Annotated in this window: 15 protein-coding genes; 5 read left to right on the forward strand and 10 right to left on the reverse strand. The window is 72.4% G+C overall.

Annotation, left to right across the window (positions count from 1 at the left end; genetic code table 11):
* Positions 1–43: 43 nt before the first annotated feature.
* The 3 genes from AC0VX6_RS23085 to moeZ all read right to left on the reverse strand — a co-directional run bounded on the left by AC0VX6_RS23085 (position 44) and on the right by moeZ (position 2184).
* Positions 44–370, reverse strand: coding sequence for an MGMT family protein (locus tag AC0VX6_RS23085; protein ID WP_212642914.1), 327 nt, complete (start codon positions 368–370; stop codon positions 44–46).
* A 78-nt stretch (positions 371–448) separates the two neighbouring features.
* Entirely contained in the window at positions 449–835 is a 387-nt protein-coding gene (locus tag AC0VX6_RS23090) for an SPW repeat protein (protein ID WP_212642913.1), read from the reverse strand.
* Between the two features lie 185 nt (positions 836–1020).
* Positions 1021–2184 carry an adenylyltransferase/sulfurtransferase MoeZ gene (gene moeZ, locus AC0VX6_RS23095; RefSeq protein WP_274974629.1) on the reverse strand — a complete coding sequence of 388 codons (1164 nt, stop codon included), beginning with the start codon at positions 2182–2184 and terminating at the stop codon, positions 1021–1023.
* Between the two features lie 282 nt (positions 2185–2466).
* Here moeZ and AC0VX6_RS23100 point away from each other — a divergent pair, with 282 nt between their 5' ends.
* From AC0VX6_RS23100 to AC0VX6_RS23110, 3 genes are all read left to right on the forward strand, one after another.
* Positions 2467–2691 carry a hypothetical protein gene (locus AC0VX6_RS23100; protein WP_475466035.1) on the forward strand — a complete coding sequence of 75 codons (225 nt, stop codon included), beginning with the start codon at positions 2467–2469 and terminating at the stop codon, positions 2689–2691.
* A gap of 264 nt (positions 2692–2955) precedes the next feature.
* A complete protein-coding gene (locus tag AC0VX6_RS23105) occupies positions 2956–3594 on the forward strand; it encodes a TetR/AcrR family transcriptional regulator (RefSeq protein WP_274974631.1) in 639 nt (212 codons plus the stop codon).
* Between the two features lie 282 nt (positions 3595–3876).
* Positions 3877–4674, forward strand: a complete 798-nt coding sequence (locus tag AC0VX6_RS23110) for a mechanosensitive ion channel family protein (protein WP_274974632.1) — start codon at positions 3877–3879, stop codon at positions 4672–4674.
* 102 nt (positions 4675–4776) lie between these two features.
* Here the strand turns inward: AC0VX6_RS23110 and AC0VX6_RS23115 are convergent, their stop codons facing one another.
* The 3 genes from AC0VX6_RS23115 to AC0VX6_RS23125 all read right to left on the reverse strand — a co-directional run bounded on the left by AC0VX6_RS23115 (position 4777) and on the right by AC0VX6_RS23125 (position 6448).
* Positions 4777–5019: a hypothetical protein gene (locus AC0VX6_RS23115; RefSeq protein ID WP_013154833.1), complete on the reverse strand. Its 243-nt coding sequence runs from the start codon at positions 5017–5019 to the stop codon at positions 4777–4779.
* Between the two features lie 272 nt (positions 5020–5291).
* On the reverse strand, positions 5292–5603 hold the full coding sequence (locus AC0VX6_RS23120; protein WP_047870279.1) for a DUF6401 family natural product biosynthesis protein: 312 nt from the start codon (positions 5601–5603) through the stop codon (positions 5292–5294).
* Between the two features lie 161 nt (positions 5604–5764).
* A complete protein-coding gene (locus AC0VX6_RS23125) occupies positions 5765–6448 on the reverse strand; it encodes a ferritin-like fold-containing protein (RefSeq protein ID WP_274974633.1) in 684 nt (227 codons plus the stop codon).
* A 561-nt stretch (positions 6449–7009) separates the two neighbouring features.
* Here AC0VX6_RS23125 and AC0VX6_RS23130 point away from each other — a divergent pair.
* Positions 7010–8560: a DEAD/DEAH box helicase gene (locus AC0VX6_RS23130; RefSeq protein ID WP_274974634.1), complete on the forward strand. Its 1551-nt coding sequence runs from the start codon at positions 7010–7012 to the stop codon at positions 8558–8560.
* Positions 8561–8749: 189 nt separating this feature from the next.
* Positions 8750–9622, forward strand: coding sequence for an alpha/beta fold hydrolase (locus AC0VX6_RS23135; RefSeq protein ID WP_475469423.1), 873 nt, complete (start codon positions 8750–8752; stop codon positions 9620–9622).
* A gap of 85 nt (positions 9623–9707) precedes the next feature.
* Here the strand turns inward: AC0VX6_RS23135 and AC0VX6_RS23140 are convergent, their stop codons facing one another.
* From AC0VX6_RS23140 to typA, 4 genes are all read right to left on the reverse strand, one after another.
* On the reverse strand, positions 9708–10748 hold the full coding sequence (locus tag AC0VX6_RS23140; protein WP_274974635.1) for an MBL fold metallo-hydrolase: 1041 nt from the start codon (positions 10746–10748) through the stop codon (positions 9708–9710).
* 110 nt (positions 10749–10858) lie between these two features.
* The gene (locus AC0VX6_RS23145; protein ID WP_274974636.1) at positions 10859–11734 is read right to left on the reverse strand and encodes a PHP domain-containing protein; all 876 of its coding nucleotides are present in this window, start codon (positions 11732–11734) and stop codon (positions 10859–10861) included.
* Positions 11735–11795: 61 nt separating this feature from the next.
* Positions 11796–12461: a DUF6758 family protein gene (locus tag AC0VX6_RS23150; RefSeq protein WP_274974637.1), complete on the reverse strand. Its 666-nt coding sequence runs from the start codon at positions 12459–12461 to the stop codon at positions 11796–11798.
* Between the two features lie 91 nt (positions 12462–12552).
* On the reverse strand, positions 12553–14445 hold the full coding sequence (typA, locus tag AC0VX6_RS23155; RefSeq protein ID WP_019608173.1) for a translational GTPase TypA: 1893 nt from the start codon (positions 14443–14445) through the stop codon (positions 12553–12555).
* Positions 14446–14477: the final 32 nt, after the last annotated feature.

The following is a 14477-nucleotide window of genomic DNA, read 5'->3' on the forward strand; positions in this document are numbered from 1 at the left end:
GGTGGCGACCATCCCGCACGTCATCCCCGCCACAACGGACCGCTCAGCCCCCGCCCTCCCCGTCCCAGCGGGCCCTGCGCATGTCCACGCGATCGCTTCCCGGGCGCATGGGCGTGCCCTCCGCCGCGTAGTGGGACAGGGCGCGGACCTCGTTGCATGAGGGCGGTCTGCCGTCCGCGCGCACCACGCGCCACCAGGCCACCGCACCGCCCCAGGAGGACATGACCGAGCCGACCTGGCGGGGTCCTCCCCTGCCGACGTACTCGGCGATGTCGCCGTAGGCCATCACCCGTCCCGACGGGATCCGCTCGACCACCGCCAGGACCTCCTCGGCGTAGTCGTCCGGCCCGCCCTCCGCGTCCTCGAACACAGGCGGCAGCCTACCGGGGACCGCCGACACGGCGGGGCCCGCCGCGGAGGCGGACCCGGCGTGCGCGCGGTGCCGCGGTCAGGCGGTGACCTGGTCGCCGTGCGCGCCCCAGGCCAGTTCGGGGTCGCGCCTGCGGGCCTGGCGCGCCTTGACGAGGCCGAACGCCCCCAGCAGCGCCACGACGGCGCCGAGGACCCACGCCGTCCAGGCGGCGGCGGTCAGGTCGGTGAAGCCCAGCAGCCACGGCATCACGAAGACCAGGACGCCGATCGCGAGGACGCCCGCCTCGCTCGACAGCGCCCCCGGCCGGGTGATGGACATGACCGAGGCCACGATGACGCCCAGCCCGAGGACGAACATCGCGCCCCCGCCGAAGCCGTACATCCCGTGCCAGATCCAGCTCAGTCCCAGGGCCAGGCCGGCGAGGATCGCCACCCAGTCCGCCCAGCGTCCCCTGCGTCCCATGGAGCCACCTCCCGAGGAGCGGGCCGCCGTCGGCCGACGGCCCCTGACCGACCCCTACCCACCCGGCGCGCTGAGCAGGCACGACGGCGGAACGGGGGCCGGGTCCCGGGCCGGGGCGCGAACGCGGCGGGGCGGTGCCGGAAGTCGCCTCCCGGCACCGCCCCGCCCCCGTCGGGCCCGTCCGTCTAGTACTCGGGCAGGCTCGGGTCGACCTGGTTGATCCAGGCCAGGACGCCGCCGCCCACGTGGACGGCGTCGGAGAACCCGGCCGCGTGCACCGCGGCCAGCGCCTCGGCGGAGCGGACGCCCGACTTGCAGTGCAGGACGATGCGCCGGTCCTGCGGCAGCTGCTCCAGGGCCCTGCCGTTGAGGAACTCGCCCTTGGGGATGAGCGTGGCACCCGGGATGCTGACGATCTCGTACTCGTTCTTCTCCCGGACGTCCACGAGGAAGATCTCCTCGGGCTTGTTGTCCAGCAGGTCCTTGAGCTCGCCCGCGGTGATCGTGGAACCGGCGGCGGCCTCGGTGGCCTCCTCCGACACGGCGCCGCAGAACGCCTCGTAGTCGATGAGCTCGGTAACCGGCTCGGTGTCGGGGTCCTTGCGGACCTTGACCTCGCGCCAGGACATCTCCAGGGCGTCGAAGATGAGCAGGCGGCCCACCAGCGGCTCACCGATGCCGGTGATCAGCTTGATGGCCTCGTTCACCATGACCGAGCCGATGGAGGCGCACAGCACACCCAGGACGCCGCCCTCGGCGCAGGAGGGCACCATGCCGGGCGGCGGGGGCTCGGGGTACAGGTCGCGGTACTGGGGCCCGTACTCGTTCCAGAAGACGCTGACCTGGCCGTCGAAGCGGTAGATCGAACCCCACACGTACGGCTTGTCGAGGATGACGCAGGCGTCGTTGACCAGGTACCGGGTGGCGAAGTTGTCGGTGCCGTCCAGGACCAGGTCGTAGTCGGCGAAGATCTCCAGCGCGTTGTCCGACTCCAGGCGGTCCTGGTGCAGGATGACGCGGACGCCCGGGTTGACCTCCTTGATGCTGTCCCGGGCGGACTCGGCCTTGGGGCGGCCGACGTCGCTCTGTCCGTGGATGACCTGGCGCTGGAGGTTGGACTCGTCGACGACGTCGAAGTCGATGATGCCGAGCGTGCCCACGCCCGCGGCGGCCAGGTAGAGCAGCGCCGGGGAGCCCAGGCCGCCCGCGCCGACGACCAGGACCTTGGCGTTCTTCAGGCGCTTCTGCCCGTCCATACCCACGTCGGGGATGATCAGGTGACGCGAGTAACGGCGCACCTCGTCCACGGTCAGCTCGTCAGCTGGTTCCACCAGCGGCGGCAGCGACACGGTGACTCCTCATGTCTGTTCGGGTTGCTTCGCACCGCCCGTAGCGCGGGGGCCACCGGGCGAGGGGGCGGGGAGGCGAAGCGTGCTTGCACTTATACCCAACCTAACGGGTGGGGTATTGCATTCCCGTCACCGGGAGGCGTGGAGCACACCCTTCGCGGGCCCGTCCCCGCCAGTCACAACCAACGCGGCGTGCGAGTTCATCCCCGGGGCCGCGCGTACCGGCCGGGGCGGCGGGTAGTGGTCGGGCGTACGCACGGCGACGATGTTGGGGAGGACCCCGTGGCACAGGAGAACCGTTCCGTGGGACGACGCCCGGCCGCCGGAGGGGACCCCGGGGCCGAGGTGCCCGAGGCCGACGCGGTCGAGCAGCGCGCGTCCGCCGGGGCCGACGGGGGCGGGGACGGGTGGGAGGAGCCGTCCGAGGAGAGCTTCGAGCACGCCGCCGAGGCCGACGTCGTCGAACAGGCCCGCGAGGCGGGCGCGGACGACGAGGAGCGGCGCTGACGGGGGCTCCCCCGCCCGGGACCGCGTCCTTTTTCCTCCGCTTCCTCCCGGCCGCCGATCGCGGCCCTGACCACGTGTTCGGCCGGTGCCGCACCGTGCCCGCCAGGGGCCCCGACAGGCTTCCCGCTGCTCACGGGGAACTTACGCCGGAGTAGGATGAGGGGGACCGCTGTGGAGCGCGCCACTGGCCGCGGTCCGCAAGCACTAGCCACGCAGATGTCCGGTTATGGCGTGCATCTGCCATGCCGAGTTCGGAGGGTCGGTGTGACAGCTCCTTCAGACTCCCGCGCCCGGGGAACCCGTCTGCCCCGGGTCAGGCGCCGTCGCCAGCTCCTGGCGGCGGCCCAGGAGGTCTTCGTCGCGCGCGGGTACCACGCGGCGGCGATGGACGAGATCGCCGACCGCGCCGGAGTCAGCAAACCGGTCCTGTACCAGCACTTCCCGGGGAAGCTGGAGCTGTACCTGGCCCTGCTGGAGGAACACTCCGAGGTCCTGGTCGACAAGCAGCGCGAGGCCCTGGAGAGCACGGACGACAACCGTCAGCGCGTCATCGCGAGCTTTCGCGCCTACTTCGACTTCGTCGCGGGCGACGGCGAGGCCTTCCGCCTGGTCTTCGAGTCCGACCTGCGCAACCTCCCGGCCGTGCGGGCCAAGACCGAGGAGACCTTCCAGCGCTGCGCCGAGGCCATCGGCGAGGTGATCCGCCAGGACACCAGCATCTCCGACGAGGAGGCGCACCTGCTGAGCATCGGGCTGGTCGGCATGGCCGAGACCAGCGCCCGGTACTGGCTCAACAGTCGCGGCTCCGTGCCCAAGGACGCCGCCGAGCAGCTGGTGGCCCGCCTGGCCTGGCGCGGGATCAGCGGCTGGGACCTCCACCGCGGCTCCGGCGAACAGGCCTAGCGGGCGCGACCGCCCCGAAGGCCCCGTGCGCGCACGGGGCCTTCGCCTTTCCCTGCGCTTCCCGGAAAGCGCCCCGGAACACGGAAAAGGGATTTCTTCCCACCTTCGGGCAAGGAATGCCCCAAAAAAAGGTAATCACCTCCGCTTGCGTGGGACAAGCGATTCAATTGCCGCCCTCCGGGTATCGCCGGAATGAGAAGTAACGCACTTCTCTTCGCCGTATCCGCCCGGTCCTTCGCCTCGAAGCCCCGGCGGAGCAAGCGATTTGGGGGTGAAGACGTTATGGACATGGGTCAGGGCCTGTCGACGGCCTGGCAGGCGGTGGCGAGTTTCGTGCCGCTGCTGATCGGCTTCCTGGTGATCCTGGTCCTGGGATGGATCATCGCCTGGCTGGTGGGCAAGGCGGTCGCCAAGGGTCTGCACGGAGTCGGACTGGACCGCGCCCTGCACCGCGGAGGTGTGGGCGAGTACTTCGAGCGCAGCCGGTGGAGCGCCAGCGAGCTGTGCGGAAAGATCATCTACTACGTCGGGCTGCTGTTCGTGTTCACGCTCGCGTTCAGCGTCTTCGGACCGAACCCGATCAGCACGCTGCTCAACGACGTCATCTCCTGGATCCCGCGCGGCATCGTCGCGCTGGTGATCGTGGTGGTGGCAGCGATGATCGCCAAGGCGGTCCGCGACATCGTCTCCGGCGCGCTGGGCGGCCTCTCCTACGGCCGCTTCCTGGCCAACGCCGCGGGCGTGTTCATCCTGGCCCTCGGCGTCATCGCGGCGCTGAACCAGATGGGCGTGGCGGTGACCGTCACCGTGCCGGTGCTGATCGCGGTCCTGGCCACGATCGGCGGCATCCTCGTCGTCGGCGTGGGCGGCGGCATGATCGAGCCGATGCGCTCGCGCTGGTCCCGCTGGCTGGACGTGGCCGAGCGCGAGACCGGCCGCATGAGCGAGGAGAGCAGCTACCGGGCCGGACGCGAGGCGGCCCTGGGCCGTCCGGCAGCCGCCGAGCGCACGGAGCCGCGCGAGGGCGCGACCTCCCAGAGCGCACGGCGCGGCACGGGCGGCGAGCCGCCCGCTCCCTAGCCGGGGGCGCGGACACGGAACGAGGGCGGGGCCGTGCGGCCCCGCCCTCGCCGTGTGCCGTCGGGGGCGCTCCGCGGACCGGTGCGAACGGCCCGCGGGCCCCTACAGGAACTCGGAGTCGCGCAGTTCCAGGCGGGAGAGGTGCTCGATCCGCCGGAAGGTCAGTACGACGGAGGCGATGATCGGGAGGAAGGCCAGCCAGAAAGCGGCGTTCCCGGGCCCGGTGAAGACCATCGACACCAGCGCGACGACGAAGATCAGTGCGAAAAGCGCGAAGTCGACGCGGTCCTGTTGGATCAGGACGCCGACCGGTGGGCGCGCCGCCCCATGCCGACCGCTCCTCATTCGCCTTCCTTTCTCGCGGCTCTGCGGGCCGCTCCGCCAGTTACGGCGCCTGTGGGTCCGTTTTCCGGACCGACATAACGCCGTCAGTCCCAGGTTGCATTCCGCAGGGCCCTGGTTCCGCCGCGGTGCGCCGGGCCGTCGTCGGCCGCTGTGGAGTCACCGGTACTTTTCAGCGTACGCCCGATGACGGGTTTCCACCGGAGAACGGGCAGGGGCGGGGGCCACGAGGAGCTCGGGTTGTGGACCACACCGTTCTGCGGACGCCACCAAACCTAGCGGACGAAACCGCGCTCCTTGGCCAGTCGGCAGATCGCGAGGATGCGCAGCGTCTCCCAGTCGTACTCGACCGCCTCGGAGTCCCAGCCCCGTTCGAGGCAGCCGTCGAGGAACCCGTGCAGGTAGGTGCCCAGGGTGCGGGCGTTGAGCTCGCCGCCGGAGGAGGTGATGCCTTCGCACACCTGTGCGGCGTGCTGGTCCAGCTCAGCGCACATCCAGGGTTCGATCGGGGCGCCGAGGGGGCCGATCCGGTGGAAGTCACGGGTGAGTCCGGCCAGCGGATGGCGCACGGAGGTCCCACTGGGCATGGAAGTACCTACTCGCGTGGTCAGGAGACGGAAACTTCATCGATTTTACGGCCAGTGCCCAACGAATCGTCACGAAAGTGTTGGATATTACCCGCGCTTGACCAAGGTCGCACAGGTCCCGGTCAAGGACGGGCAAGGAATCGGGCCGCCGCGACGGCGGGTCAGGCGGTCAGCCCCATGGCCTTGAGGCGGTCGGAGTGGCGGTCGGTGAGCGAGGCGAACATCCGGCTGACCGCGGCGAGGTCGCCGAGCCCCGTGCCGTCCGCGTCGTGTCCGCCGCCCCCCGCCAGGAGCGCGGCAAGCCGGGGGCGCGAGACCGCCACCGCCTGCGCCTGACTGAGCGCCTCGCCGACCAGGCGGCGCGCCCACAGGGACAGGCGTCCGACCAGTCTGGGGTCCTTTTCCACGGCGGCGCGCACCGTCGCGGAGACGAACTCGGCCCGGCCGGTCTCGGCCAGCACGCCCTCGACCAGGGTGCGCGTCTCCTCGTCGGCCAGCTCGGCGACCTTGCGGTAGAAGTCCCCCGCGATGCCCTCGCCGACGTAGGTCTTGACCAGGCTCTCCAGCCAGCTCTGCGGCTCGGTCCTGGCGTGCCAGGCGTCCAGCGGCTCCACGAAGGGCGCCATGGCCTCCTCGGGCACGGTGCCCAGCTCCTCCAGCCGGTCGCGGAGCGACTGGTAGTGCGCCTGCTCCGTGGCGGCGAGGGCGGCGAGCTGACCCTTGGAGCGCAGCGACGGGGCCAGGCCCGCGTCGTCGGCGAGGCGGAAGAAGGAGCCGAGCTCCGCGTAGGCGAGCAGGCCGAGCAGGTCGATCACGCCGGGCTCGGCGGAGGGGCCGTGGGTCATGCCCGCCAGGGTATCGCCAGGCCGTCCGGGCGCCGAACCGGGGACTAAACGGACCGAAGGCACGGTTGTACACGCCGGGAGCGGGTACGGTCCAAGCCGTCCACAGCCCGGTGAACTGGTATGTCCACCTGGCGAGTCACCAGCTAGACTCTGCGTGATGACCGGTGTGTGCGCCCGACGCGGACATCTCCCTCACACACGCGGGATCTCCCACGTACCGGCGCCGCGGAGGCGGCGCCCGCACAGGCGCGGACCCCACCGACGGTGGCCCGGACCGCGCGAGGAACAACGACGAACCACGGATGCACCCCGTTCCGAGCGGGGACGGTCCCGATCCGCGGCCGGACAACCCCTGCGCCGCACGGGACATCACGGCAGCGCCACCGCACCGTTCCGCGAGAGGAACGACCGGTGAGCCGCGCCCCCGCGGCGGCCAGGAGCCGTCCGCGACCGCATCCCGCCGCGGCCACGCCAACGTTGCGGCCCGCCAAGATGGAGGCTTGAGCCCTGAGCAGCACAGCAGAGACGACCAAACCCAAGACGACCTTCCGCGACCTCGGTGTGAACACCGAGCTCGCGGACGCCCTGGAGGCGGAGGGGATCGTCGAGCCCTTCCTCATCCAGGAACTCGCCCTGCCGATCGCGCTGGGCGGCAGCGACATCATCGGCCAGGCCCGTACCGGCACCGGTAAGACCCTGGCCTTCGGCCTGCCCCTGCTCCAGCGGTCCCAGAAGGACCCCGGCACGCCCAAGCGGCCGCGCGCCCTGGTCGTGGTCCCCACCCGCGAGCTGGCCATCCAGGTCGCCGCGGACCTGACCACCGCCAGCAAGCGCAGCGGGACCCGCATCCTGACCGTCTACGGCGGCCGCTCCTACGAGCCGCAGGTCAACGGGCTCAAGGAGGGCACCGACGTCGTCGTCGGGACCCCGGGCCGCCTGCTGGACCTGGAGAAGCAGAAGCACCTGCGCCTGGACGGGGTGTCCGCGGTGGTGCTGGACGAGGCCGACAAGATGCTCGACCTGGGCTTCCTGCCCGACATCGAGCGCATCCTCACCAAGACCCCGGACGAGCGCCAGACCATGCTCTTCTCGGCCACCATGCCGAGCGAGATCGTCTCCCTGTCGCGCAAGTACCTGCACCGCCCCACGCACGTGCGGGCGAGCGACGACGACGAGATCGACGGCTCGGCCATCACGGGGCAGATCACGCAGCACGCGTTCCGCACCCACCAGATGGACAAGATCGAGATGCTCGCCCGCCTGCTCCAGGCCAGCGACCACGGCCAGAGCATGGTGTTCTGCCAGACCAAGCGGGCCTGCGACCGGGTGGCGGGCGACCTGGAGGCGCGCGGGTTCGCCGTCGCGGCCGTCCACGGCGACCTGGGGCAGAGCCAGCGCGAGCGGGCCCTGCGGGCCTTCCGCAACGGCAAGATCAACATCCTGGTCGCCACCGACGTGGCCGCCCGGGGACTGGACGTGGACGACGTCACGCACGTGGTCAACTACGAGACCCCCGAGGACGAGAAGACCTACACGCACCGCATCGGCCGCACCGGCCGGGCCGGGCGCAGCGGCACCGCCGTCACCTTCGTGGACTGGCAGGAGATGCCGCGCTGGAAGCTGATCAACGGCGCCTTGGGCCTGCCCTTCCACGAGCCGGAGGAGACCTACTCCACCTCGCCGCACTTCTTCGAGGCGCTGCGGATCCCGGCCGGGACCAAGGGCAAGCTGGCCGAGGACCGGCGCGACGAGCACGCGGGCCTGGAGGCCGAGGAGATCGAGGACATCGGCGACACCGGGGTGGCCCGCGGTGAGCGCGGCGGCCGGCGTGGCCGGAGCCGCGGCGAGGGCGCCCGCTCGGGCGGCGGACGCGGTGAGAGCGTCCGTGACGAGGGCGGGCGCGGCCGCGGCCGCAACCGTTCGCGCCGGCGCACCCGCGGCGGCCAGAGCGCGGCCGGGGCCGAGACCGCCCCGGGCGCGAAGCCCGAGAGCGCGCCCGCGGTCCAGGAGGCGCCGCGCGAGGGCGCGGCCCCCTCCGACGAGGGCGCGCGCAGGGTACGCCGCCGCCGCCGCACCCGCGGCGCGGTCCGCAGGGACCCCGAGAACACCTGACCCCTCCCGGCGCCCGCCCGTGGCGGGCGTCGCGGCCGTGCGCCCCGCGGCCCGGTCGCGGGGCACTGGGACCGACGTCCGCGCCGGTCCCGGTCCTCGGCCACGGCCCGGGTTGTCTCTGCCCGGGCCGGCGATCGTCTAGGGTGACCCGACGTGAGTACACCTCAGTTCATCGACCTGCCACCGGGCGTGCGACGCGCCGATCTGAACCTGTCGTACGGTCCGGTGGCCGCCCTGCGGGCGCTGCCCACCTCCGGCGGCCCCGAACTGGCCCCCGCTGTCCTGGTGCACGGGTTCACCGGCAGCAAGGAGGACTTCATCGCCCTCCTCCAGAGCCTGGCCCAGGCCGGGCGGGAGGTGGTCGCGATCGACCTTCCCGGCACCTACGAGTCGCCGGGCCCCGAATCCCTCTCCCCTCCCCCGGGCGTGCGCAGACCGGACTACGGCCTGCCCTCCCTGGGCGCGGTGGTCGCCGAGGTCATGGACCAGGTCGGTGACGGCGGCCCCGTCCACCTGCTGGGCCACTCCTTCGGCGGGCTGGTCTCCCGGGAGGCCGCGCTGGTGGAGATGGCTCCGCTGGCCTCGCTCACCCTCCTGTGCTCGGGCCCCGGCGCCCTGAGCGGCCCGGGCGCGCGCACGGCGAGCGCCCTCGTCGCCGCCGTGTCCATCAACCCCACCGCCGAGCGGCTCCGCGAGCTGTGGGAGGAGCAGTTCGACTCCATGGCGCGGACCCGCAGCCCCCGGGCCGAGATCCGCGAGTTCCTGCGCGAGCGGCTGCTGAGCAGCAGCGCCGTGGGCCTGATGCACACGGCCGAGGAGCTGATGTCCGCGCCGGACCGCGTGGACGAGGTGGCCCGGCTGGAGGCCCCCAAGCTGGTCCTGTACGGCGAGAACGACGACGCCTGGCCGCTGGAGGAGCAGGACCGGATGGCCGAGCGGCTGGGCGCCAAGCGCATCGTGGTGCCCGGTGCCGGGCACTCCCCCAACGTGGAGGCGCCCGAGACCGTCGCGAGCGCGCTGACCGCGTTCTGGAACGAGGCGGAGTCGGTGGGCCGCCGCTGACCCCGGCCCGCACGGCGACGGCCGCCGTCCCGTCCGGGCGACGGGGCGGCGGCCGGACGGGGGCGGGGCCCCGGGAGGTCCTTGCTCAGACCCAGGAGTCGAAGTTCTTGCCCTCGGCCGCCGCGGTGGTGGCCGGACCGCGGTCGGGCAGGATGCGCGTGTCCGGGGGCAGGGACAGCAGCGCCTCGCCGATGGAGGCGAGCTGCGTGGTGTAGTCGATGTAGGTGTTGCCGACCATGCCGGGCTCGCCCTTGCGCAGGGTGTCGCCGCCGAAGACGACGCCGCGCTCGCCCAGGTAGTAGCCGACGGTGCCCGGGGAGGTTCCGGGCAGGGCCAGGACGTCGATGTGCAGCTTGCCGATGTCGAGGGCGCCCTGGCCCTCCACCTCGATCTCGGGGCGGTGCTCGGCGCCGTGGTGGCGGCGCCAGGCGCGCATCTCGCGGGGGTGCAGCGCGATGGGGGCCTCGGACTCCTCGGCGACCTTGATGGCCGACTCGATGTGCGGGCTGTAGGCGTTGGTGCAGGCCACCAGGTAGACCTCGCGCTCACCGACGGCCGCCAGGACCGCCTCGGCGTCGTGGCCGGGGTCGATGACGACGACGCCCTCGTCGTCGGCGTCGATGATCCAGGTGTTGCTGACGACCGGGTACTCCTCGCCGTCGAACTCGAAGGTCCCGGCGGTGCGCACGCGCGTGATGCCGTCGGCGTCGGGGCCGGTCACTCCGGCCTCCTCGCCCTCGTCCGCGAAGACGTCGGCCTTCACCGGCACCTCGTCCTCGGCGTCCTCAGCGTCCTCTGCTTCCTTGGCGGACTCGTCGTCCTCGGCGGAGTCCTCGGAGCCGTCCGCCTCACCGGCCTCGTCCGTCTTCTCGTCGTCGGCGGGGTCCCCGGCGTCCTCGTCCTTCTCCGCCTCGGCGGGCTCCCCGGCGTCGGCGGCGGGCTCCGCGGCGCCGTCGTCAGCGGCCTCCGCAGCGGCCTCGGCGGTCCCGGCCGGGTCCTTCGCCGCGTCCTCCGTGTCCCCGTCCCCGCCTGCGGCGGCGGTCTCCTCGCGCTCCGCCGCGGCCTCCGCAGCGGAATCGGTGGCCTCCTGGCCCTCCTGCTTCTTCGACTTCCGATTCCAGAACACGGCTCAGACCTCTCGACTTCGTCCGGGTATGGGTGGTTGCGCTGCGACCATTGTCGCGCTCCCGCACAGTGGTCGGTACCGTACCGGACCCCGGGGCGGCGACACGCGGTTCACCCCCGCAGAAGGGGGACCCCCGTCGCGGGCGCCACCAGCCGTTCGAACGCCTCCGGGTCGGTGGTCCTGCACCCCAGGCGGCGGCCGGTGAGGCTTCCGTGGTCGTCGCTGGAACCGGTGACCAGCACGCCCAGCTCCTCGGCCACGCCCCGCCAGTGGCGGGCCTGGTGCCGGTTGTGCGAGGGGTGGTCGGCCTCGATGGCCCCCAGTCCCGCCCCGGCCATGCGCTCCACGAGTTCGAGGGGGACCGCGCCGTTGAGGGCGCCCTCCGCCCGCCCCGGGTGCGCCAGCGAGCAGACCCCGCCCGCCGCCCGGACCAGCTCCACCGCGCGGACCGGGTCGATCGCGTACCGCGAGACGTGGGCCGGACCGCCGGAGCCGATCCAGAGGTCGAAGGCGTCCTGCACGTCCTTGGCCGCGCCCGCCTCCACGATCGCGCGGGCCAGGTGCGGGCGGCCGATCGTGTTGGCGTCGGCGTACTCGTCGCGGCCGGCGCCCGCGATCTCCAGCACCCGCTCCCAGGTGACGCCGACCCCGTGCTCGTGGAGCTTGCGGACCATCTCCTCGGCGCGGGAGGCGCGGTCGGAGCGGACCCGGCGCAGTTCGCCGTCGAGCGCGGGGTCCTCGGGGTCGAACAGGTAGCACACCAGGTGGACGCTGGATCCGGCGTGGGCGCAGGAGAGCTCCATCCCGGGGACCAGGGTGAACCCGGGGGGCAGGTGCTCGGCCGCCTCCCGGATACCGCCGACCGTGTCGTGGTCGGTGAGGGCGAGCACGTCGAGGCCCGCGGCGACCGCGTGCTCGACGACTTCGGCGGGTGTGTCGGTTCCGTCGGAGACCGAGCTGTGGGCGTGCAGGTCGATACGTGTCACCGGGCGATTGTACGTAGGGCGCGGTCGGGCGCGCTCGGCCGGGGCGGAACCCCCCGCCGGTTCAGTCCGCGTCCCGCCGGGGGGCCAGGGCCCGGGTGAGGAACGGGCTGGGGGCGCCGAAGGGCGGTTCCAGGGAGAGACCGCCGTCGCGGATGTCGCGCAGGTCCCGCAGGGAGCCGATCTCACACATGAGCACGCCGGTGTCGGCGGAGGCGAAGACCAGCCACAGCCACTGGGCGAGCGCCTCGCCGGTGTAGACGGCGCGGTCGGGGCCCACGTCCAGGCTCCACAGGGCGATCTCGTGGCCGTCGAAGCGGACCTTGGCGTCGGCGGCGGAGGCGTCGAAGCCGTGGCCGGGGTCGGGGCCCTCCAGCCCGGCGAGGCGGGCGCCGAGCCCGACCCCCGGGTCCTCGGCGACGATGACCACCTCGCCGACACCGCCGACCAGGTCGGGCCCGGAGAGGGCCACGGCCGTGGCGAGGGCGCCGCTGCGGTCGTCACCGGCCTCGGCGAAGCCGGTGACCACCCAGTTGGCGGGCAGCGGCCAGGGGATCCAGACCGGGACGTGCGCCTGGGGCAGGAGCGCCTCCAGAGCGGCCGCCCCGGGGGCGCGCACCTCCTGGAGGGGCGCCACCGGGCCGTGGGCGTCACACTGCCAGGCGCTGGTCCACAGCCCCGGAGGCTGGACCGCGCGCCCGCAGCGGGGACACGTGGGCTCGGACTTCATGCTGCTCAGGGGTCTACCCGAGGGGACCGGCCGGAAAACGCGCCGTGGGCGGGCCGCCGGAGCGGCCCGCCCACGGGCGGCGGCAGCGATCCTACTGCTGCTGGCGCTTCTTGTTGGCCGTCATGCGGCCGCGCTCCTTCTGGTCCAGGACGACCTTGCGGATGCGCACGTGCTCGGGGGTGACCTCCACGCACTCGTCCTCGCGGCAGAACTCCAGGGCCTGCTCCAGGGACAGCTTGCGCGGCGGCACCAGGCGCACCAGCTCGTCGCCGGTGGCCGAGCGCATGTTGGTGAGCTTCTTCTCCTTGGTGATGTTGACGTCCATGTCGTCGGCGCGCGAGTTCTCGCCCACGATCATGCCCTCGTAGACCTCGGTGCCCGGCTCGACGAAGAGCGTGCCGCGCTCCTGGAGGTTGAACATCGCGAACGCGACGGCGGCGCCGGCGCGGTCGGCCACCAGCGACCCGTTGGGGCGGGTGCGCAGCTCGCCGAACCACGGCTCGAACTTCTCGAAGACGTGGTGGGCGATGCCGGTGCCGCGGGTCTCGGTGAGGAACTCGGTGCGGAAGCCGATGAGGCCGCGGGAGGGCACCAGCCAGTCCATGCGCACCCAGCCGGTGCCGTGGTTGACCATGTTCTCCATGCGGCCCTTGCGGATGCTGAGCAGCTGCGTGATGGCGCCCATGTACTCCTCGGGGGCGTCCACGGTGAGGCGCTCGACGGGCTCGTGCACCTTGCCGTCCACGACCCGGGTGACCACCTGCGGCTTGCCGACGGTCAGCTCGTAGCCCTCGCGGCGCATCTGCTCGACCAGGATGGCCAGCGCCAGCTCGCCGCGGCCCTGCACCTCCCAGGCGTCGGGGCGCTCGGTGGGCAGGACCCGCAGGGAGACGTTGCCGACGAGCTCCTTGTCGAGGCGGTCCTTGACCAGGCGCGCGGTGACCTTGGCGCCCTTGACCTTGCCGACCAGCGGCGAGGTGTTGGTGCCGATGGTCATGGAGATGGCGGGCTCGTCCACCTGGATGAGCGGCAGCGGGACCGGGTTCTCCAGGTCGGCGAGGGTCTCGCCGATCATGATGTCCTCGATACCGGCGATGGCGACGATGTCGCCGGGCCCGGCCTTCTCGGCGGGCTTGCGCTCCAGGCCCTCGGTCATGAGCAGCTCGGTGATCTTGACCTGCTGGGTGCTGCCGTCGGTGCGGATCCACGCGACCTGCTGGCCCTTGCGCAGCTCGCCCTGCTGGATGCGGCACAGCGCCAGGCGGCCCAGGAACGGGGAGGCGTCCAGGTTGGTCACGTGCGCCTGGAGCGGGGCCTCGGGGATGTACTCGGGGGCCGGGATGGTGTCCAGGATGGTGCTGAACAGCGGCACGAGGTTGTCGTTGTCGGGCACCGTGCCGTTGGCGGGGCGCTCCAGGGAGGCCTTGCCGTCGCGGGCGCAGGCGTAGACGATCGGGAACTCGATCTGCGACTCGTCGGCGTCCAGGTCCATGAACAGCTCGTAGGTGTCGTCCACGACCTCGGCGATCCGGCTGTCGGGCCGGTCGACCTTGTTGATCACGAGGATGACGGGGAGCTTGGCCTGGAGGGCCTTGCGCAGCACGAAGCGGGTCTGCGGGAGGGGGCCCTCGCTGGCGTCCACGAGCAGGACCACGCCGTCGACCATCGACAGCCCGCGCTCGACCTCGCCGCCGAAGTCGGCGTGGCCGGGGGTGTCGATGATGTTGATGACCACGTCCTCGCCCTCGGGCGTGGTGTAGTGGACGGCCGTGTTCTTGGCGAGAATGGTGATGCCCTTCTCGCGCTCCAGGTCGTTGGAGTCCATCACCCGGTCGTCGACGTCCTGGTTCTCCCGGAACACACCGGACTGCCAGAGCATGGCGTCAACGAGGGTCGTCTTGCCGTGGTCCACATGGGCCACGATCGCGACGTTGCGGAGGTCGCTGCGGCGTGCGGAGCCCTCGACGGGCGTAGCGCTGGACATGGGAAAGCTCGATCTCCTGGTACTGGGAAGAA

The organism is Nocardiopsis sp. iso_25, assembly GCF_056173305.1.